Origin of the sequence: Aeromonas sp. Y318-3 (assembly GCF_027706185.1) — a bacterium.
Lineage (GTDB): Bacteria > Pseudomonadota > Gammaproteobacteria > Enterobacterales > Aeromonadaceae > Aeromonas > Aeromonas veronii.
Genome location: NZ_JAPDCN010000012.1, coordinates 145,148 through 164,558, shown reverse-complemented (window position 1 = coordinate 164,558; position 19,411 = coordinate 145,148). Strand labels below are relative to the sequence as shown.

The following is a 19,411-nucleotide window of genomic DNA, read 5'->3' as shown; positions in this document are numbered from 1 at the left end:
CAGAAGTGAAACGCGGTAGCGCCGATGGTAGTGTGGCATTCGCCATGCGAGAGTAGGACACTGCCAGGCACCCAATTTAAGAACCCCGCTCATCGAGCGGGGTTTTTTATTGCCTGCAATTCGGTAAATAGTCTGATAATTGACCGTTCATTCTCTCTTCTCTGCCGTTTTCTCTGTTTTCCCTCCCTGATTTTCTCCGGTTCTGCCATCGCGGCTGGCGTTGGTTGTCGTTATAATGGCCGCCCTCAAGCAAGGTGGTGGTATGAAAGCAGAATATCTACAGCGATTCGGGGGCATTGCCCGTCTTTATGGTCAGAATGCCCTGCGTTCCTTTAGCCAGGCGAAAGTCTGTGTGGTGGGGATCGGTGGCGTGGGCTCCTGGGCGGCAGAGGCGCTGGCCCGCGCCGGTATCAACCAGATCACCCTGATCGACATGGACGATATCTGCATCACCAACACCAATCGCCAGATCCATGCAATGCAGGGTACGGTCGGTCGCCTCAAGACCGAGGTGATGGCCGAGCGTATTCGCGCCATCAACCCGGATTGCGAGGTGATCGAGGTGGATGATTTCGTCACCGCCGACAATCTGGCCGAGCATATCAAGCGGGAGTTTGACTATGTGGTGGATGCCATCGACTCGGTCAAGGCCAAGGTGGCGCTGATTGCCTTCTGCAAGCGTAACAAGATCCCGGTGATTGTGGCCGGTGGTGCTGGCGGACAGATGGATCCGACCCAGATCACTGTGGCGGATCTGTCCAAGACTATTCAGGATCCGTTGGCCGCCAAGGTGCGCTCCGACCTGCGCCGGTTGCACAACTTCAGCAAGAATCCGGCGCGCAAATTCGGAGTGGAGTGTGTCTTCTCAACCGAGCAGCTGAGCTATCCGGATGGCAATGGCGGTACCTGTCAGGCCAAAGCGGCCAGCGATGGCACCATGAAGATGGATTGCGCTTCCGGCTTTGGCGCTGTGACGCCGGTGACGGCAACCTTTGGGCTGGTTGCCGCGTCCCGGGTATTGAAAAAGATTGCCGAGCGGGGCACCCGAGCCGAGAAAGAGGCAGGGAATGAAGATGCTGGGTCGATTAGCGAAGCCTAATCGACCACTGAACAAGGCGGGTTAGACCGCTTGTTCCCGGATCGCCAGTACGACCGCTCTGAGCCCGTTACCTCGTGACGGGCTCAAGTGTTTCTCAAGCCCTAGTTCGCTGAAATAGCCTTCCATATCAAAAACCTGGATCGCCGCAGACGATTGGTGGTTGAGCGCCGCCAGCACGATGACGATAAGGCCACGCACGATGCGGGCATCGGAATCACAGGCAAAGTGCCAGCAACCATCTTCGCTTTGTTCCCCCTTCAGCCAGGCCAGGCTTTCACACCCCTTGAGGCGGAACTCCTCCTGCTGCCATTCGCCGGGTAGCACCGGCAGCTGCTTGCCGAGCTGGATGATGAGCCGGTACTGGTTCTCCCAGCCATGAGCGGCGGCAAACTGCTGGCGGATGGTGTCGGCGTTGGGCTCAAGGCCAATCTGGGTATAGCTTGCGAGGTCACTCATTCGGTTGTCTGCCTTAGAAGAAGTCACTGAGTTTGTGCAGGGCGGCCAGCAGGGCGTCGACATCGTCCCGATTGTTGTAGCAAGCCAGCGAGGCGCGCATGGTGCCGCCGATCCCGAGCGACTCCATCAGCGGCATGGCGCAGTGATGGCCGACTCGCAGGGCGATCCCCTGCATGTCGAGCAGGGTAGCAGCATCTTGCGGGTGGATGTCGTCGAGCAAGAAAGAGACAGCCCCGGCGCGTTGGCCAGGTTCGCCGACTAGACGCAGCCCCGGCACCTGTTGCAGGCCAGCGACCAGATAGTCGGTCAGTGTCTGCTCATGGCTGGCGAGCCATTGCCGATCTTGCGCCATCACAAAGTCGATGGCGGCGGCGAGGCCGATTGCGCCAGCGATATGGGGGGTGCCCGCCTCGAATTTGAAGGGCAGGCTATTGAAGGTGGTGCCGCTGAAACTGACCCGGTCGATCATTTCACCACCTGCTTGCCAGGGCGGCATCCGCTCCAACAGCTCGGTGCGGCCCCATAACACGCCGATGCCGGTCGGGCCATAGAGTTTATGACCGGAGAAGGCGTAGAAGTCGCAACCGATGGCTTGCACATCCACCTCGAGATGAGCCACCGCCTGAGCACCGTCGATCAGCGTCACGGCGCCAACCGCCTTGGCGGCAGCCACTATCTCTTTGACTGGATTGACGGTACCGAGGGCATTTGAGACGTGGGCCATGCTGACCAGTCGGGTACGTGGCCCCAGCATGGCGTGATAGGCGGCCAGATCGAGATTGCCCCGCTCATCAAGGGGGATAACCCGGATGACTGCGCCGGTGCGCTGGGCGACCAGTTGCCACGGGACAATATTGGCGTGGTGTTCCAGCGTGCTGAGGATGATTTCATCCCCCGCCTTGAGCTCGCTCATCCCCCAGCTCTGGGCCACCAGATTGATCGCCTCTGTGGTGCCGCGGGTCCAGATCACCTCGCGAGAGTGAGGCGCATTGATAAAGCGGGCGACCGTTTCGCGGGCAGCTTCGAAGGCGCGGGTCGCGCGGCCACTCAGGGCGTGGGCGGCACGGTGCACGTTGGCGTTGTCGACCCGATAGTAGTGAGCGATGGCATCCAGTACCGCTTGCGGTTTCTGGGTGGTGGCGGCGTTGTCCAGATAGACCAGAGGGTGGCCGTTTACCCCCTGCGCCAAGGCCGGAAACTGGCTGCGCAGTTGGTCGTGCTGTTGCTGATTCATGTTCCCCTCATCATCTGGAAAAAGTCATCATCTCGAAAGGTCGGCCATGATCCTGAAAATAGCGCCCGAACACAAGGTGCTATAAGCCCGATGAGCGGCTGCCTGCAGTGCAGCAGGTACGGCTCATCGGGTGATTTCTGGTACAATGCCGCCCCTCATCATAAGCCAAGAGATCCGGCCCATGAAGCTCAACTCCAATCAGAACGAAGCGGTCAAGTATGTCTCCGGCCCTTGCCTGGTGCTGGCGGGTGCCGGATCGGGCAAGACCCGCGTCATCACCAACAAGATTGCCTATCTGGTGCAGCAGTGCGGCTACAGTGCGCGCAACATAGCGGCGGTCACCTTTACCAACAAGGCTGCGCGGGAGATGAAGGAGCGGGTTGGCCAGACTTTGGGTCGCAAGGAGGCGCGGGGGCTGATGGTCTCCACCTTCCATACCCTGGGGCTCGATATCATTCGTCGTGAGCACAAGAGCCTGAATCTCAAGGCCAACTTCTCCCTGTTCGACGATACCGATCAGCTGGCTCTGCTGAAAGAGTTGACTGAAGACGAGCTCGACAACGACAAGGACAAGCTCTCGGCCCTTATAAGCCAAATCTCCAACTGGAAGAACGATCTTATCCTGCCCGCCCGCGCCATGCGTATCGCCCGCGGGCCGGACGAGGTGTTGATGGCCCAGCTCTACGAGCGTTATCACCGGCAGATGGTGGCCTATAACGCGCTGGATTTTGACGACCTCATCGTGATGCCGACCCTGCTGCTCAAGAGCAATCAGGAGGTGCGTGAGCGCTGGCAGAACAAGATCCGCTATCTGCTGGTCGATGAGTATCAGGATACCAACACCAGCCAGTACGAGCTGGTGAAGCAGATCGTCGGCGAGCGGGCCCGTTTCACCGTAGTGGGCGACGACGACCAGTCCATCTACTCCTGGCGCGGTGCCAAGCCGCAGAATCTGGTGCTGCTGAGCGAAGATTTCCCCAGCCTCAAGCTGATCAAGCTGGAGCAGAACTACCGCTCCAAGCGGCGGATCCTCAAATGCGCCAACATCCTGATCGCCAACAACCCGCACGTCTATGACAAGGCGCTCTTCTCCGAGTTGGATGAAGGGGTGAAGCTCAAGGTGCTGTTCGCCAAGAACGAGGAGCACGAAGCGGAGCGGATCGCTGCCGAGATGATGGGACACAAGTTTATGAACCGCACCAGGTTCAAGGATTACGCCATCCTCTATCGGGGCAACCATCAGTCGCGCATCTTCGAGAAGGCGCTGATGACCAACCGGATTCCTTATCGTATCTCCGGCGGTACCTCGTTTTTCTCCCGCACCGAGATCAAGGACATCATGGCCTACCTCAAGCTGCTGGTGAATCCGGACGAGGACACCGCCTTTCTGCGGGTGGTCAACCTGCCGCGCCGCGAGATTGGCCCCACTACCCTCGAAAAGCTCGGCCAATATGCCAATCAGCGCGGTAAGAGCCTGTTTGCCGCCAGCTTCGAGCTGGGGCTGGAGCAGCACCTCTCAGGCCGTGGCCTCGTGGCCCTGCAGGCATTTACCAACTGGCTGGTTCGCCTTGGCGATCAGGCGCTGCGTGGCAATCCGGTGGAGGCGGTGCGGGACATGATCAAGGAGATCCACTACGAAGAGTGGCTCTACGAGACCTCCCCCAGCCCGAAAGCGGCCGAGATGCGGATGCAGAACGTCTCCACCCTCTATCGCTGGATCACCGAGATGCTGGAAGGGGATGAGCTGGAGGAGTCGATGACGCTGGCTCAGGTGGTCACTCGCCTCACCCTGCGCGACATGATGGAGCGCAACGAGGGGGAGGACGACGCCGATCAGGTGCAATTGATGACCCTGCATGCCTCCAAGGGGTTGGAGTTCCCCTATGTCTACATGGTGGGGATGGAGGAGGGCTTGCTGCCCCACCAGACCAGCATCGACGAGGACAACGTAGAGGAGGAGCGACGTCTCGCCTACGTGGGGATCACCCGGGCTCAGACCGAACTGACCTTCACCCTCTGCAAGGAGCGGCGCCAGTTTGGCGAGTCGGTACGTCCGGAGCCAAGCCGCTTCCTGCTGGAGCTGCCGCAGGATGATCTGGATTGGGAGAATAAAAAAGTAGTCAGCCCTGAAGAGCGTCAGCAAAGAGGTTTGGATGCTCTTGCTCAGATAAGAGCACAACATAATTTGAAAAAGGGGTAGGGCGATTCTTCTCTACTTCTTGAGTTATCCCCAAGGGGAAAACCAGAAGAAGGTGACTGCCGAGGAGCGCCAGCAGAAGGGGCAGGTCGGTGTTGCCAACCTGCGGGCGTTGTTCAAGAAGGATTAACCCTAAGGATTGGCCGGGGTCAGTAGCGGCACTATATCTGCTCCCGGCATGGGCGGAGAGATATAGCGCCCTTGCCCCATCCGGCAGCCGATATCAATCAGCTTCTGCAACTGCTGCTGGTTCTCGATCCCCTCGACCACCAGGGTGTAATCGAGATCTTGACAGATATCCCGCATGGCGCGGATCAGCGCCAAATCTTTGGGCGATTGCAGCATCCTCTGGGTAAAGCTGTCATCCACCTTGATGTAATCCACCGGGAAGTGGAACAGGGCGTTGAGGGAGGAGAAGCCGGTCCCAAAATCGTCGAGGCTGATCTGGATGCCCTTGGCGCGCAGCTCGTGCAGCGACGCCAGTGCATCGGAATCTTGTCGCGACAGTTCCCGCTCGTTGAATTCAAAAATCAGATAGCCGGGGGCGACACCTTCCTCTTCGATGATCCCCATCAGTCGCATGATGTGGTCATGGTTGACCAGATGCTTGCCCGACAGATTGATGGCGACCTTGAACTTGCTCTGCCCGGAGATTGGCAGCCAGTTTTTCAGTTGCTGACAGGTGTGGCGCAGGATCTGGTAATCCAGCTCCAGAATCAGGCCGCACTGCTCCGCCAGCGGAATAAAGTCGAACGCATCCTTCAGAATCCCCTCCTCGGTCAGCCAGCGCGCCATCACCTCCAGTCCGGTCAGGCGGCTATCCTGCAGCCGGATCACCGGCTGGAAGTAGGGGACGATACGCCCCTCCCGCAGGGCTCTGGCCAGCATCTCTTCCGGCGAATTCCAGTTCTGGTTGATGCAATCATCCGAGTAGCTGACGATGCGACTGCGGCCATTGCGCTTGGCCTGATACATGGCCAGATCGGCCTGATGGAGCAGCTGGCTGATATCTGAGGTTTGCTCGGAGACGCTCGATACCCCAAGGCTGACGGTAATGCTCAGCTCGTTGCCGAGTAGCCGGAACGGGTAGGAGAGACGGCTGATAATGCGGTTGAGCACCGGGCTGATGTCATCGTCGCTCTTGCTGCTGTCCAGATAGATAACGAACTCGTCGCCCCCCAGTCTGGCCACCAGATCGTTTTGCCGGATGCAGGTCTGCAGGCGGCGGCTCACCTCCTTGAGCAGCTGATCGCCAGCGCTGTGGCCCAGGGTGTCATTGATCTGCTTGAAATGATCCACATCGATAAAAATTACCGCGAATCCCGGCGATTTGTAGCGGTTGTAGTGGGTCATGGCGTGGTTGAGGTGGTTCATCAACAGCGCGCGGTTGGGAAGTTGGGTCAGCGGGTCGTGAAGCGCATCGAATTGCAGCCGCCGTTCCAGCTCCTGATGCTGCTTGAGCTGCTTTTGCAGCCTGAGGTTGGTCTGACGCAGCTGTTGTAGCCGCTGGTTGATGGAGTCTTCGGTATTGATGTCGTTGAGCTGCTGGCGGATCCGTCTCAGCTCCAGCAGCAGGGTGAGCTGGCCACGCAAGAAGTCGAGAAACAGCTTGTCGTCGGTCTCCAGCGGTTGAGCCGTGCTGATGATGAAGTGGGCGAAGTACTGTTGTTGCAGCCGCAGCGGCATGCTGTGCCAGTAGCGTGACTCCCTGCTCACCTCGATATTGCTGGTGCTGTGGCACAAGCCGCTGATGAACTCGTCTCCCTGATGGGGATGGGCAGGGTAGATCTTTTCCAGCTTCTGACTGGTTAACCTGACCAGCAGCATATCCTCGATGGTGAGCATCTGGCGCAGTACCGCTTCCAGTTGGGAGAAGAGCGCCTGGGCCGGCAGGGTATTGGCGAGCCGCATGATGCGGCTGATGCTCTCGATTTTCTTTTTCCAGTTCGGGTCTTTGCGGATCAGCGGCGAAGGGAGCTCGGTGAGATGGGAGCCCGCCTGGGTTTCGGTCAGCCGCTTGGCCAGACACTCCAGCAGCAGGCGCAGGGTCGGCAGGTCGGCGGGGGTGCCGCGCGCCAGCAACCACTGTATCTGGCCATGCTCGATGGGGAAGACGCACCACCCTTCGGCCTCATCCAGCTGGGTGAGCTGATCGGTGATACGGGACTGCTCCCGGCCCAGCTGTTGCTTGAAGATGTCGCTGACCTTGTAGGCGTAAAGCCAGTTTAGACCGGTATCGGAGAGGCCCAGCATGCCGAAATGTTGCAGCGGGCAGAGTTGGTCAATCTGCTGGATCAGGGCATCGTAATCGTCAGGCGTGGCGGTTTGTGGCGCCGGGAAGTCCATAATGGCAGAGACCAACGCCAACAGAGGAGTTGAGTAGTGGGGTTCGATGGATTGGGCCGACATGTGCAACTCCCGATATGTCTACCTTACAAGAGTAGTCGGAAGCCGATAGATTGAAAGGGCCGCAATTGCGGCCCTTTCAAATACTTACAGCTTGTCGATCATGTAGTGGATGGCGTTTTCAATCTCTTCATCACTACAGTTCGCACAGGTGCCGCGCGGAGGCATCATGCCGGACTTGCCGGTAAAGCCTTCAATGGCATGTTTCTTGAGAGTATCAATGCCCTGGGCGATGCGAGGATCCCAGGCTGCCTTGTCACCCCGTTTGGGGGCACCGGCGGCGCCACTGTCGTGACAGGCAAAGCAGGCGCCCTTGTATACCGTTTCGCCATCGCGGGGACCGGAGGAGGCGGTCGCAGCAGGTGCAGCACTCGCGCCGGCAATACCTTCCAGATCCTTGGCGGTATAGACCTGACCGATTGGTTTGATCCGCTCGGCAATGGCTTCCGGTGACATCTCATCGGCAGCAAGCACTGCCCCAGACAAGCTGGCGGCCGTCATCCCGACAGCCAGCAAATAGCTCAGTTTTTTCAACACGCTCATATACTCCCAGCAGTCTTTTATTATCCATGTAAACGACGGGATTATAACCGAATAGTTACAGCCATTTAAACGCTTGTGTGTGAAGTGTTAAACACTCTGCGTGCAAAGTTTTGGCCGATATCACGGCAATTCGGGTGGTGGAGATAAAAAGAAACCCGGCATTCGCCGGGTTTCGGTTAACCAAGGGGTGAAACGGCCTATTTATCCCAGCTCAGGATCACCTTGCCGGAGTGGCCGGAGCGCATCGCATCGAACCCCTGCTGGAATTCGTCGATGTGGAATCTGTGGGTGATGATGGGTGAGAGATCCAGCCCGGACTGGATCAGGCTGGCCATCTTGTACCAGGTCTCGAACATCTCGCGGCCATAGATCCCTTTGATAAACAGCCCCTTGAAGATCACCTTGTTCCAGTCGATGGCCATGGTGGAGGGGGGAATGCCGAGCATGGCGATCTTGCCGCCGTGGTTCATCTTGTCGAGCATCTCCTGGAAGGCGCTCGGGACGCCGGACATCTCCAGCCCCACGTCGAAGCCTTCGGTCATGCCCAGCTCGCTCATCACGTCGGCCAGCTTCTCCTTGGCCACGTTGACCGCGCGGGTGGCGCCCATCTTGCGGGCCAGCTCCAGCCGGTATTCGTTGACGTCGGTGATCACCACGTGGCGCGCACCCACATGGCGGCAGACGGCGGCGGCCATGATACCGATAGGGCCTGCCCCGGTGATGAGCACATCTTCACCCACCAGATCGAAGGAGAGGGCGGTGTGCACCGCATTGCCGAACGGGTCGAAGATGGCGGCCAGCTCGTCCGGGATGTTGTCCGGCAGCTTGAAGGCATTGAACGCGGGGATCACCAGATATTCGGCAAAGGCGCCCGGGCGATTGACGCCAACACCAATGGTGTTGCGGCACAGATGAGTGCGCCCGGCGCGGCAGTTGCGGCAGTGACCGCAGGTGATGTGCCCTTCACCGGAGACCCGATCGCCGATGGCGAAGCCGCGCACTTCCTGACCGATGGCGACCACTTCGCCGACATATTCGTGGCCGACTACCATGGGTACCGGAATGGTCTTCTGGGACCACTCATCCCAGTTGTAGATATGGATATCGGTGCCGCAGATGGCGGTTTTGCGGATCTTGATCAGCAGGTCGTTGTGGCCGAGCTCGGGGGCCGGCACATCCGTCATCCAGATGCCGACCTCTTTGTGCAGTTTGGAGAGTGCTTTCATGGCTGTTCCTTCAATATGAATGCAGAAAAAAGGGGCTGCTGCCCCTTGATTCAAATCAGATAACGCCGAGTTCACGGCCGATGCGGATGAAGGCGTTGATCGCCTTGTCCAGCTGCTCGCGGGTGTGAGCGGCAGACATCTGGGTGCGAATGCGCGCCTGGCCCTTGGGCACGACCGGGAAGGAGAAGCCCACCACATAGATGCCGGCTGCCAGCATGCGGCTCGCCATTTCGGAGGCTAGCTTGGCATCCCCCAGCATCACCGGAATGATGGCGTGGTCGGCGCCAGCCAGAGTGAAGCCGGCGGCGCTCATCCGCTCGCGGAAGTAACGGCTGTTCTCTTTCAGACGTGCGCGCAGGTCGTGACCTTCCGCCAGCATGTCGATCACCTTGATAGTGGCGGCAACGATGGAGGGGGCCAGCGAGTTGGAGAATAGGTACGGGCGGGAGCGCTGACGCAGCCAGTCGATCACCTCTTTCTTGCCGGAGGTATAGCCGCCGGATGCGCCGCCGAGCGCCTTGCCCAGGGTGCCGGTGATGATGTCGACCCGATCCATCACGCCGCAATATTCGTGGGTGCCACGACCATTCTCGCCGATAAAGCCGACGGCATGGGAGTCATCCACCATCACCAGCGCATCGTATTTGTCCGCCAGATCGCAGATGGATTTGAGGTCGGCGATGACCCCATCCATGGAGAAGACGCCGTCGGTGGCGATCAGCTTGAAGCGGGCGCCATCGGCGTCAGCCTGCTTGAGCTGGGCTTCCAGCTCGGCCATGTCGTTGTTGGCGTAGCGATAGCGCTTGGCCTTGCACAGCCGCACGCCGTCGATGATGGAGGCGTGGTTGAGGGCATCGGAGATGATGGCATCTTCGGCGCCGAACAGGGTCTCGAACAGGCCGCCGTTGGCATCGAAACAGGAGGAGTAGAGGATGGTGTCTTCGGTGCCGAGGAAGGCAGACATCTTCTGCTCCAGCGCTTTGTGCTGATCCTGGGTGCCGCAGATGAAGCGTACCGAGGCCATGCCGAAGCCGTGGCTGTCGAGTCCCTGATGGGCGGCGGCGATCAGATCCGGGTGGTTGGCCAATCCCAGATAGTTGTTGGCACAGAAGTTCAGTACCTGCTCACCGCCGACGGCGATGCTGGCCTGTTGGGCGGAGGTGATGATGCGCTCCTGCTTGTACAACCCTTCAGCTTGCACCTGGTTCAGTTGCTCGGTCAGGTGACGATAGAATCCGTTAGACATCCTCGATCCTTATTGGCTATTTCAGCTGCGTATCAACAGAGGGCGACATTTTACTGCAATCTGTTGCGGTAAATTCAAATGATTGTGCTGATATTCAACAAATGTGAAACAGATCTCACCCAGCTGGTTGGGCCAGCTGACGGTAGTGCTGTTCCAGTTGCTGGATCTGTCCGGCCACCTGGGGTTGCACATAGGGGCGCAGCAGGAACAGCACCTTCAACACGCCTTGATAGAGCAGCGGTTTGGTGATGCGGGTGTTGGGGGCCTGGGCAATCTGGAACGGGATCCAGCAGGTCACCACCATCTTGATGGTCTGTCCCAGATCCGGCAGGTCTTCATCGCTGACATCGATAATGCCCCCTTCGCGCAGGCTTCTGAGCAGTGCGACCACGGAGGAGCGCATCTGCTCCTGGGCCTTGAGGTACTTCTGTTGCAGCGGCTCGTCACGGCTCAGGATGTCCGGCAGGTTGGCGTAGAAGAAGCGGAACTGCCACATCAGATAGAAGATGGCATCCAGATAGCCCATCAGATCCTGCAGGGTGATTTCACGATTGCGGGTCGGGACGAAGCTCTCGCTCAGGTGTCGGGCATACTGGTCGAAGATGGAGTGGATGATGTCTTCTTTATTGCGGAAGTGGTAGTAGAGGTTGCCCGGGCTGATGCCCATGTGCGCCGCAATATGGTTGGTGGTGATGTTGCGTTCACCCTGATCGTTGAACAGCTCGGTCGCGCTGTGAATGATCCTGTCTCTGGTTTTCATCACTCATTCCTCCAACAGGTTCCGCTCGGGGCAGTTTTGAACAAGGTCGAATCCCCGGGCGGCCCGTGATAAACTTTTCGGCAATTTCAAATTGGCTCACTATACACAGCTTTAACAAGCAGTCACATGTAGCCATCAACGTACGAGAGGCAAACTCCATGATCGTAGTAACTGGCGGTGCTGGCTTTATCGGCAGCAATCTGGTCAAGCAGCTGAACGCTCAAGGACGGACCGATATCGTGGTCATTGATGACCTGACCGATGGCACCAAGTTCGTCAACCTGGTCGATCTGACCATCGCTGACTACATGGACAAAGACGAGTTTCAGGCTCGCATCGTCTCCGGTGACGAGTTTGAAGAGTGGGACAACGGCATCGAGGTGATCTTCCACGAAGGTGCCTGCTCTGCCACCACCGAGTGGAATGGCAAGTTCATCATGGAGGTCAACTACGAGTACTCCAAGGATCTGTTCCACTACTGCATCGAGCGTGAAATCCCGTTTATTTACGCCTCTTCTGCCGCGACCTACGGTGGCCGCAATGACAACTTCATCGAAGATCCCAAGTTCGAACAGCCGCTCAACGTCTACGGCTACTCCAAGCAGCTGTTTGACCAGTACGTGCGCCGCTGGATGCCGGAGATCAACTCTCAGGTCGTTGGCCTCAAGTACTTCAACGTCTACGGCCCGCGCGAGCAGCATAAAGGCTCCATGGCCTCCGTTGCCTTCCACCTCAATACCCAGGTGAAGAAGGGCGAGAATCCCAAGCTGTTCGAAGGTTGCGATGGCTTCCCGAACGGTGGCCAGATGCGTGACTTCATCTATATTGACGACGTCTGCAAGGTAAACCTGTGGTTCTGGCAGAACCCGCAGCACTCCGGCATCTTCAACTGCGGTACCGGCCGTGCCGAGCCGTTCCAGAACGTGGCCGAAGCGGTGATCAAGCATCATCAGAAGGGAGCCATTGAGTACATTCCCTTCCCGGATCACCTCAAGGGCCGCTACCAGAGCTTCACCCAGGCTGATATGACCAAGCTGCGCAGTGTGGGTTATGACGCCGAGTTCAAAACCGTTGCCGAAGGGGTAGCGGATTACATGGCCTGGCTCAACCGCTAACGGGTGAGCACAACGCGGCAGTTTGAGCGCAAAACCGGAAGTGGGCACTCGCCTGCTTCCGGTTTCTGGTCTCTGTGGCTGCTTGCTGTTCCTCTCTTCTCTACCGGGTAACCGCGCGATGAATATATTGATGGCACTCTCCCAGCTCGAGGTAACGGGAGCTGAGGTCTATGCCACCACGGTCGGTAACGAACTGACCCGGCGTGGTCACCACGTCTTTTATGTGTCAGATACCCTGACCAAGCCGACCCTTGGCCCCGTCTTCAAGCTGAGATTCAACAAGCGCAGCATTCTGCGCCGCTTCTGGCACGTCTTTTACCTCATCTATCTCATCAAGAAGCATCATATTCAGTTGGTGCATGCTCACTCCCGCGCCTCCGGCTGGAGCAGTTATGTGGCCTGCAAGTTGACTGGCACCCCGATGATCACCACGGTGCATGGTCGCCAGCCGGTGCACGCTTCGCGCAAGGCCTTCCATGCACTCGGCTATCGGGCGGTTGCCGTTTGTGAAGATATTGCCCATCAGATAGTCGACAATCTGGGGGTGGATCCCGCGATCGTGCAGGTGCTGCGCAACGGTATCGAAACCGACAAATTCCAGCCTGTGCCTGCGCCGGATAATCCAAAGCCGGTGATCGCCATCATTGGCCGTTTGAGCGGCCCCAAAGGGGAGCTCTGTTACCGTCTGCTCGACGAGGTACTCGATCTGGATGCCTGCAAGGTGCGGATTGTCAGCGGTACCAAGGTACCGGAGCGCTTTGCCCGTTTCGAAGGCCGTGCCGAGTTTGTTGGTTATGTCGATGATGTGCCCGCTCTGCTGGCGAGTTGCGATCTGGTGATCGGCGCCGGTCGGGTGGCGATGGAAGCACTGCTCTGTGGTCGGCCCGCCTTTGCCATTGGTGAAGCCAAGGCAGTTGGTCTGGTGACCGAACAGAATCTGGATGATGCTCTGGCGAGTAATTTTGGCGATATCGGCCCCAAGGATCTGGCTATCGATTTTGCTGCCCTTAAGGGAGAAATCGAGACCGCTTTGACCAGCAAGACGGTGCCGGAAGTCATTCGGCAGCGCATTCAGGATGAGTATGGCTTGCAGGGGGTAGTATCCGGCCTCGAAACCATCTATCAGGATGCCGTAGTCGAAACCCTGCGCCGCGAGATGCCCGTCATCATGTACCACCGTTTTATCGAGCAGGATAGCGAGAAGGGGGTGCATGGCACCTGGATGCCGATCACCATGTTCGAGAAGCATCTGCGCCTGATGAAGTGGCTAGGCTATGAAACCCTGACTTTCCGCGATTTGGCGGACAAAGGCTTTATCCACCGTCTGCAATACGGCAAGAAGTATCTGATGATCACCGCCGATGACGGCTATCAGGACAACCTGACCCGCATGCTGCCACTGCTGGAAAAATATGGTTACAAAGCTGTGGTGTACGTAGTCACCGGCGAAGGTTATAACCGTTGGGATGTGGAGCATCCGACCAATCCGGATACCAAGGTCTCATTGATGAGTGGTGAGCAGGTCAAGGCGTTGGCCGCCAGCGGTCATGTGGAAATTGGTGGGCATACCCTGACCCATCCCCGCTTGAGCAAGCTCACACCCGAACAACAAGCCCATGAAATTCAGGAGAATAAACGCCAACTGGAGGCCCTGCTTGGCCATCCGTTGCTCTCGTTTGCCTACCCTTACGGAGATATGAACGAGAGTGCCAAGGAGCAGGCTATCACCGCCGGGTATCGTTTTGCCGTTGCTACCAATAGCGGCCCCAAAGCAATGCACCAGGACCCTTTCCAGATCCGCCGGATTGCCATCTTCCCCCGTACCGATGTGTTCGGATTGTGGCGCAAGATTCGCGGGAATTATGTATTCAGGAAGTAATGAATGGCCATCTGCTCACCACTGATCATGCCTTTTCGCAGCCATCTGACTCATAACTTAGTACAAACATCAGCATTTTTTTTTGGTGCTCTTTGCTTGGCTATTCCTAGTGGTTATTCATATGGTCCAGTTTTATTATCAATAATGAGCCTGTTTGTTTTTTGGCGAGCTGATTATTGGTTAGCCATGTCACGAGAGGCGAAGATCCTTTTCTGGATATTTATTTTTTATTTTATGGTTCAGGCCATATCGATTTCCTTGGATAATGGTGCACTCAAAGAGCTAGACCGACCCAGTAGAGCCTTAATGGCGGCCATAATTTTACCGTTATTATCCAAACATCGTGTGCACCTCGTTTCCATCATGTCCGGATTCGCTTTGGGTGCTGTCATATCCGGTTTCATTGCAATATATGACAAGATATATATTGGCATGGAGCGTGCATTTGGTGATGGAATGCCTATTCAATCAGGAAATATAAGTATGACACTCGGTCTGTTTTGTCTGTGTGCATATTTTTGGCATAGAGAAAATAATGAGTACGTTTTTTCTAAAATTATGCTTGCGGCATGTCTGATGGGGATGTTGGGGAGTTTTCTATCTGGCACTAGAGGAGGATGGGTGCTGCTTCCGGTCATTATCACCACAATAGTTATGCATTATCAAAGATCAGGTCGTCGTTATTTTTTATGGGTGTTTACATGCATTGTTATTGGTGGTTTTGGTATTATTTCAACTCCTCAGACCGGAGTGTTAGACAGAATTAAAACAGCAAAAAGTGATATAGTTCAGTTCATTGATGGTGAGAATCCGGATACATCTTTAGGTATTAGATTTCAATTGTGGTCAAGTGCTTGGGATGCTTTTCAAAAAAAGCCAATATTTGGCTGGGGTAATAATGGTATTCGGCAGATACACAAGCAACAGTTAGAGCAGGGTAAAATTTCTGAGTTTATATATAACTTCAACTATCATGCTCACAATCAGTTTTTGGATGAGATGGCGAAACGTGGCATAATTGGATTGTTTGCACTTTGTTTAGTATATTTTTATCCGATATCAGTTTTTTATAAGTATAAAAAAAGTTTATCGATGAAGTATATTTTAATGGCTGTGGCATCGCTAACACTCATAGATTACAGTCTTTCCCAAGCATTTATTAGCCATAATTCTGGGATTGTATTTTTCTTTGTATGTTTTTCATTATTAATTACTTCACTAAATGAAACAAATAAAGAAGAAGTGTAACAAGCTGGAAAGTCTTTTACTTGGGGGAGATATGATTTCAATAGTTTTATTGAACTACAACTCATCAATATACACTATTAAATGTATTGAGAGCCTATTGCAAAGTGATTATCAAGATTTTGAAATTATTGTTGTTGATAATAGTTCATTATCTGCAGACGTTGAACTGTTAGCAGCAGGCTTAAATAAAATAAATTGCAATCATATTCGGCTCATAAAGAATAAAATAAATCATGGTTTCGCTATGGGGAATGTTATTGGCGCAAATAATGCTGTTGGTGACTATATTTTATTTTTAAATAATGATACAACAGTAGAAAAAAACGCTCTGAAAGAGTTGGTTTCCTACATGGAAAAAAATAATCAAGTGTCTCTTTCGATTCCTTCTATTTATGAAGTTGATGGTAGACGAACGGCATCATTTGCTTATCTACCAGGAATAATAAATTCTATTTTTGGTGATAAAGTATATTGTGCTTTTAAAGGGCGTAGATTTCCTGATCGTAAGAAAGAGTACTGTGAGCCTATTTATGTCGAGATGGGCTCTGGGGCTGCAATGTGTTTTAGAAAAAGTGATTACTTTAAAGTCGGCGGCTTCGATAGCAACTATTTCTTATATTGTGAAGAAGAGGATATTTGTTTGAGGTTGCAGCGTGAGAATATGAAGGTGAGTTATGTACCATCTTCTAAAATAGTGCATCTTGGTGGTGGAAGTACGACAAGAAATATTAATATAGAAAAAGAATTTTACATATCGTTATTTTATTTTTTAAGCAAGAATTATTCTTGGCTTAGCGCATCAGTCATTAAGTTCAAGTTTATTTTAAAAGAACTGATACGTTGTGTCAGGTTCAGGGGCCGCTGGAGAGTACTTTTTTTTATGATCTGCTCGGCAAAGCTGGGGAATTCTATGAGGCATCACCAGAGGAACGTATGTTAATGTGGTAACTAGGTTGGTAAATGGCATGGCAAGATAGCTGTGTTAGTATTATAGACATGGAAAACTTGGTGGGTTATATATCCATTTTAAGTGGTTTTAATAAGCGTGTTGGAGATGTCCGTGTTAAGAAATAATTATAATTCAAAATCAAGTCACGGAGTTTTATGGGGGGGGGGGTTATTATTAGGTCTATTTTGTAGCGCATTGTTCTTATGCCACCAACTCCTCACCGGCGACCAGACCCAGATGCTCTACAAGGGTTACCTTGGGGCTTATGAGGGGGTCTGGCTCAGCTATGGCAATGCGGCGAGTGCGGTGGGCAATGTGCCGGGGAGCTTGTCTGCCTGGCTGATTGGCGGGCCGCTGCTTCTGTGGGATTCTCCCTATGCCCCCATGGTGTTGCTGCTGGCGATGCGGTTGGTCGGATTCCTGCTGTTTGATGCGGTGATCCGTCAGGTGTTTGATGACAGGGTGCGTCTGCTGTTTCTGTTGCTCTGCTGGCTCAACCCCTGGTTCCAGTACGAGAGTCTGCTCTACAACCCCTCCTATCTGTTCCTCTTCTCGGCCATGCACTGCTGGTCGGCCTGGCATATGCGCGAGCGGGCCTCCTTCTGGCACATGATCGTTCACCTGCTGGCCATCGGCATGGCGATGCAACTGCACTACTCCTGGCCGCTGCTGGCGGTAATGTCCACCTATCTGTTCTGGCGTCGCATTCTCAAGGTGAGCTGGAGCGGGGTGGTGGTGGCAACCCTGCTGATCGGTGCTTCCCTGATCCCTTACGCCATGGAAGTGATGAGCAACAGCCATATTACCCAGAACGTCGATCCCGAGGCGCGTCAGCGCTATATCGGCTGGGGGCTGGTGCATGTCTATCCGGTGCTGAAATCAGTGCTCTACTGGCTGCGTTACGGCTCTTGGCTGTTTGCCAGCAAGCTGGTCAACGATACCCAGTTCATCTGGTTGGCGGGGCACGAATACCTGCAGATGGCGGCAGTCTGGCTGTGGCGGGTGGTGATCTACGGGGTCGGCTCGGCGACCGTATTGCTGGCGGCCAAGGCCAACTGGCAGCTGTGGCAGGAACTCAAGCCGCGTCTGTTGCGTAGCGACCGCGCGCCAGTGGATGGTGAAAGCTGGCTCGGTCTCTATGCGCTGGCGGCGGTGCTGGCGGTGCTGGTGAGTGCGGCGCTCTCGCCCATCATCTTCAACTACTGGCACCTGATGCTGATCTTCCCCTACGCCCTGTTCCCGATCCTGCTGTTACTGGTGCGTTGGAGCCGCCGTTATCCGCAGTGGGTTGGCAAGGGGCTGCTGGCAGCCACCCTGTTCTGCACCGCGGTCAACCTGATTGCGGCGTGCGACAGCACCAAGTTCTCCTATCAGGCGGACTACAAAACCCAGGTGCTGGAGTATCTGCAAGAGATGAAGCTGCAACCCAAGCAGTGAGTCATCCACGGCCAGCACCCCTATCTCGGGGGGCTGGCTATCACTATTCGAAACGGTCCATATGGGCGAAGTTTTTGGCTTCGGCAACCCAACCCTCACGCCCCTGCTTGTCCCGAATTTTTACCCACCACTGGTTCTGCGGTGACCGGCCGTATCTGATCTCTTTGCGCGCATAGTCATAATCGAGAATGTAGGTTTTGCCCTTGTACCAGAACAGGCTATTGCCTTCGCCCAGTCCGCCGAGGATATAAAGCGTTTCCCCTGCCTTCATATTCAACAGCGGCCCTTTGCCCTCCTTGCTGTAGCCCAGCTTGACCGATCTGAGTATCTCGACGATCCCCGGTTGTTCGGTAATGACGACCCCGGTCAGCCCTTCCACCTGCTGGCCGCGAGGTAGCCGGAACAGCGCTTTGGCAGTCAGGGATGGCTCGGCTCTGACGATCACCTCTTGCTTGGTGGTCCACGACTGATAGGTACAACCTTCAAACGGGCAGCGACCCCAGTCGTAATAGGGCAGGCGCGGCTTTTCATCAGAACTTACGGTCGCAGCAAACAACGACAACAACAGCAAAAACAGTCTCATGAATCTACCTGTCCGGCGGGGCGCTCACCCGCCGGTTTGATGAATGGTGCCGCACTATATCTCAAGAGACCAAAATCCATCAAAGCAGCGGGATTATTGATTTTCACTTCAATAAAACGGGGCCCACTGGTCATGGGAGTCGGGGGCGCAAGAGGCCGAAGCGCGTCGGGAGCGGATAGCCCGCCCCTTTGCCTTGTGCCATGCTGATGGCTATCAGGGCATCGGGTCGGCACCTATGGGCATCTTTCGTTCGGGCACGCGTTTGGTATTACTGCTATCGGCACTTCTTCTCCCATTTATGACCATCAGCCAAGCCGTGGCGGCCAATGCGCCACTGCGGGGATGTGTCTTCCAGCTGGCACCGCTGGTCACCATCGATCAGCAGGGCGAGGTCTCCGGGCCGGTGATCGACTACTTTCGCCGTCATATCGAACCCGCGATCGGGCGCACCATCGAGTGGCAGGGGCTCAATGTGGCGCGGCTGCTCAGCAACCTCGAGAGCGGCGAGTGCGATCTGACCCCGTTGCTGAGTTACAGTCCCGAGCGTGCTCGTCACTTTCGCTATATCGACCCCCACCTGTTGCTGCTGCGGCCGGTGCTGGTGGTACTGATGCCATCGCGGCTTCACTCGGTCGAGCGGCAGGAAGATCTCTACGGCACTACCATCGGCTGGTCGAGTCAGGCGATCGTGCCGCCGCTGTTGCAGCATCCGCAGATCCATATCGACACCCTCTCCCAGCTCAGCTGGGAGCATGGCAACATGCAGAAGTTGCTACGCGGGCGGATTGATGCCGCGCTCTTCTCCAACGATATTTCCGCCAACCATTTTCGCGCCAAACTTCCTGCGGCGACCCGCCTCATCTACCTGCCGGTCACCCCGCTGCAGGTGCATATCGTGCTGAACAAGTCGTTGGGGGATGGCAATCCCGATCTGGTGCAACATATGCGTCAGATGGTGGAGCGGGTGCCGCTCGCCTCGCTGGTGGAGCCAACCCCGCGGCTGTGGGGGCGTTGAGAGGGGGTTGCGTGCAAT

The 19,411-nt window shown here is 55.6% G+C and carries 16 protein-coding genes; 8 read left to right on the top strand and 8 right to left on the bottom strand.

Annotated features, from left to right (window positions below; genetic code table 11):
* The first annotated feature begins 262 nt into the window (after positions 1-262).
* Positions 263-1,099 (top strand): tRNA cyclic N6-threonylcarbamoyladenosine(37) synthase TcdA, encoded by an 837-nt coding sequence (gene tcdA / locus OKB77_RS16810; protein ID WP_265776505.1) that lies wholly within the window; start codon positions 263-265, stop codon positions 1,097-1,099.
* A gap of 21 nt (positions 1,100-1,120) precedes the next feature.
* On the opposite strand, the gene OKB77_RS16805 is transcribed toward tcdA, so the two are convergent.
* On the bottom strand, positions 1,121-1,555 hold the full coding sequence (locus OKB77_RS16805) for a SufE family protein (protein ID WP_265776507.1): 435 nt from the start codon (positions 1,553-1,555) through the stop codon (positions 1,121-1,123).
* A 13-nt stretch (positions 1,556-1,568) separates the two neighbouring features.
* Entirely contained in the window at positions 1,569-2,789 is a 1,221-nt protein-coding gene (locus tag OKB77_RS16800) for a SufS family cysteine desulfurase (RefSeq protein WP_265776508.1), read from the bottom strand.
* Positions 2,790-2,970: 181 nt separating this feature from the next.
* Here OKB77_RS16800 and rep point away from each other — a divergent pair, with 181 nt between their 5' ends.
* The gene (rep, locus tag OKB77_RS16795; protein ID WP_265776509.1) at positions 2,971-4,989 is read left to right on the top strand and encodes a DNA helicase Rep; all 2,019 of its coding nucleotides are present in this window, start codon (positions 2,971-2,973) and stop codon (positions 4,987-4,989) included.
* Between the two features lie 129 nt (positions 4,990-5,118).
* Here rep and OKB77_RS16790 read toward each other — a convergent pair whose 3' ends face one another.
* The 5 genes from OKB77_RS16790 to OKB77_RS16770 form a co-directional block, all read right to left on the bottom strand.
* Positions 5,119-7,395, bottom strand: coding sequence for a putative bifunctional diguanylate cyclase/phosphodiesterase (locus tag OKB77_RS16790; protein WP_265776510.1), 2,277 nt, complete (start codon positions 7,393-7,395; stop codon positions 5,119-5,121).
* 84 nt (positions 7,396-7,479) lie between these two features.
* Positions 7,480-7,935, bottom strand: coding sequence for a c-type cytochrome (locus OKB77_RS16785; RefSeq protein WP_069529785.1), 456 nt, complete (start codon positions 7,933-7,935; stop codon positions 7,480-7,482).
* 197 nt (positions 7,936-8,132) lie between these two features.
* Complete coding sequence (tdh, locus tag OKB77_RS16780) at positions 8,133-9,161, bottom strand: L-threonine 3-dehydrogenase (RefSeq protein ID WP_005340852.1); 1,029 nt, start codon at positions 9,159-9,161, stop codon at positions 8,133-8,135.
* Positions 9,162-9,216: 55 nt separating this feature from the next.
* Positions 9,217-10,407 carry a glycine C-acetyltransferase gene (locus OKB77_RS16775; protein WP_265776511.1) on the bottom strand — a complete coding sequence of 397 codons (1,191 nt, stop codon included), beginning with the start codon at positions 10,405-10,407 and terminating at the stop codon, positions 9,217-9,219.
* Between the two features lie 115 nt (positions 10,408-10,522).
* The gene (locus OKB77_RS16770) at positions 10,523-11,167 is read right to left on the bottom strand and encodes a TetR/AcrR family transcriptional regulator (RefSeq protein WP_005340848.1); all 645 of its coding nucleotides are present in this window, start codon (positions 11,165-11,167) and stop codon (positions 10,523-10,525) included.
* A 158-nt stretch (positions 11,168-11,325) separates the two neighbouring features.
* Here OKB77_RS16770 and rfaD point away from each other — a divergent pair, with 158 nt between their 5' ends.
* The 5 genes from rfaD (at position 11,326) to OKB77_RS16745 (ending at position 17,795) form a co-directional block, all read left to right on the top strand.
* Positions 11,326-12,282 carry an ADP-glyceromanno-heptose 6-epimerase gene (rfaD, locus tag OKB77_RS16765; RefSeq protein ID WP_005340846.1) on the top strand — a complete coding sequence of 319 codons (957 nt, stop codon included), beginning with the start codon at positions 11,326-11,328 and terminating at the stop codon, positions 12,280-12,282.
* A 118-nt stretch (positions 12,283-12,400) separates the two neighbouring features.
* Positions 12,401-14,161: a polysaccharide deacetylase family protein gene (locus OKB77_RS16760; protein ID WP_150389994.1), complete on the top strand. Its 1,761-nt coding sequence runs from the start codon at positions 12,401-12,403 to the stop codon at positions 14,159-14,161.
* A 3-nt stretch (positions 14,162-14,164) separates the two neighbouring features.
* A complete protein-coding gene (locus OKB77_RS16755; RefSeq protein WP_005355655.1) occupies positions 14,165-15,409 on the top strand; it encodes an O-antigen ligase family protein in 1,245 nt (414 codons plus the stop codon).
* On the top strand, positions 15,384-16,349 hold the full coding sequence (locus OKB77_RS16750; protein WP_150389993.1) for a glycosyltransferase family 2 protein: 966 nt from the start codon (positions 15,384-15,386) through the stop codon (positions 16,347-16,349). The genes OKB77_RS16755 and OKB77_RS16750 overlap by 26 nt, the downstream gene beginning before the upstream one ends.
* A gap of 246 nt (positions 16,350-16,595) precedes the next feature.
* Positions 16,596-17,795, top strand: coding sequence for a 3-deoxy-D-manno-octulosonic acid transferase (locus OKB77_RS16745; protein WP_265776514.1), 1,200 nt, complete (start codon positions 16,596-16,598; stop codon positions 17,793-17,795).
* A gap of 43 nt (positions 17,796-17,838) precedes the next feature.
* On the opposite strand, the gene OKB77_RS16740 is transcribed toward OKB77_RS16745, so the two are convergent.
* Positions 17,839-18,378, bottom strand: a complete 540-nt coding sequence (locus tag OKB77_RS16740; RefSeq protein ID WP_058056425.1) for a hypothetical protein — start codon at positions 18,376-18,378, stop codon at positions 17,839-17,841.
* Between the two features lie 298 nt (positions 18,379-18,676).
* Here OKB77_RS16740 and OKB77_RS16735 point away from each other — a divergent pair, with 298 nt between their 5' ends.
* The gene (locus tag OKB77_RS16735; RefSeq protein WP_265776515.1) at positions 18,677-19,393 is read left to right on the top strand and encodes a substrate-binding periplasmic protein; all 717 of its coding nucleotides are present in this window, start codon (positions 18,677-18,679) and stop codon (positions 19,391-19,393) included.
* Positions 19,394-19,411: the final 18 nt, after the last annotated feature.

Bases quoted from the DNA above. Each gene is read 5' to 3' on its own strand.
- OKB77_RS16745 (WP_265776514.1), top strand. From the start codon at position 16,596: ATGCTCTACAAGGGTTACCTTGGGGCTTATGAGGGGGTCTGGCTCAGC.
- OKB77_RS16740 (WP_058056425.1), bottom strand. From the start codon at position 18,378: ATGAGACTGTTTTTGCTGTTGTTGTCGTTGTTTGCTGCGACCGTAAGT.
- tdh (WP_005340852.1), bottom strand. From the start codon at position 9,161: ATGAAAGCACTCTCCAAACTGCACAAAGAGGTCGGCATCTGGATGACG.
- rep (WP_265776509.1), top strand. From the start codon at position 2,971: ATGAAGCTCAACTCCAATCAGAACGAAGCGGTCAAGTATGTCTCCGGC.
- OKB77_RS16750 (WP_150389993.1), top strand. From the start codon at position 15,384: ATGAAACAAATAAAGAAGAAGTGTAACAAGCTGGAAAGTCTTTTACTT.
- OKB77_RS16775 (WP_265776511.1), bottom strand. From the start codon at position 10,407: ATGTCTAACGGATTCTATCGTCACCTGACCGAGCAACTGAACCAGGTG.
- rfaD (WP_005340846.1), top strand. From the start codon at position 11,326: ATGATCGTAGTAACTGGCGGTGCTGGCTTTATCGGCAGCAATCTGGTC.
- OKB77_RS16755 (WP_005355655.1), top strand. From the start codon at position 14,165: ATGGCCATCTGCTCACCACTGATCATGCCTTTTCGCAGCCATCTGACT.
- OKB77_RS16805 (WP_265776507.1), bottom strand. From the start codon at position 1,555: ATGAGTGACCTCGCAAGCTATACCCAGATTGGCCTTGAGCCCAACGCC.
- OKB77_RS16790 (WP_265776510.1), bottom strand. From the start codon at position 7,395: ATGTCGGCCCAATCCATCGAACCCCACTACTCAACTCCTCTGTTGGCG.
- tcdA (WP_265776505.1), top strand. From the start codon at position 263: ATGAAAGCAGAATATCTACAGCGATTCGGGGGCATTGCCCGTCTTTAT.
- OKB77_RS16760 (WP_150389994.1), top strand. From the start codon at position 12,401: ATGAATATATTGATGGCACTCTCCCAGCTCGAGGTAACGGGAGCTGAG.
- OKB77_RS16785 (WP_069529785.1), bottom strand. From the start codon at position 7,935: ATGAGCGTGTTGAAAAAACTGAGCTATTTGCTGGCTGTCGGGATGACG.
- OKB77_RS16800 (WP_265776508.1), bottom strand. From the start codon at position 2,789: ATGAATCAGCAACAGCACGACCAACTGCGCAGCCAGTTTCCGGCCTTG.
- OKB77_RS16735 (WP_265776515.1), top strand. From the start codon at position 18,677: ATGACCATCAGCCAAGCCGTGGCGGCCAATGCGCCACTGCGGGGATGT.
- OKB77_RS16770 (WP_005340848.1), bottom strand. From the start codon at position 11,167: ATGAAAACCAGAGACAGGATCATTCACAGCGCGACCGAGCTGTTCAAC.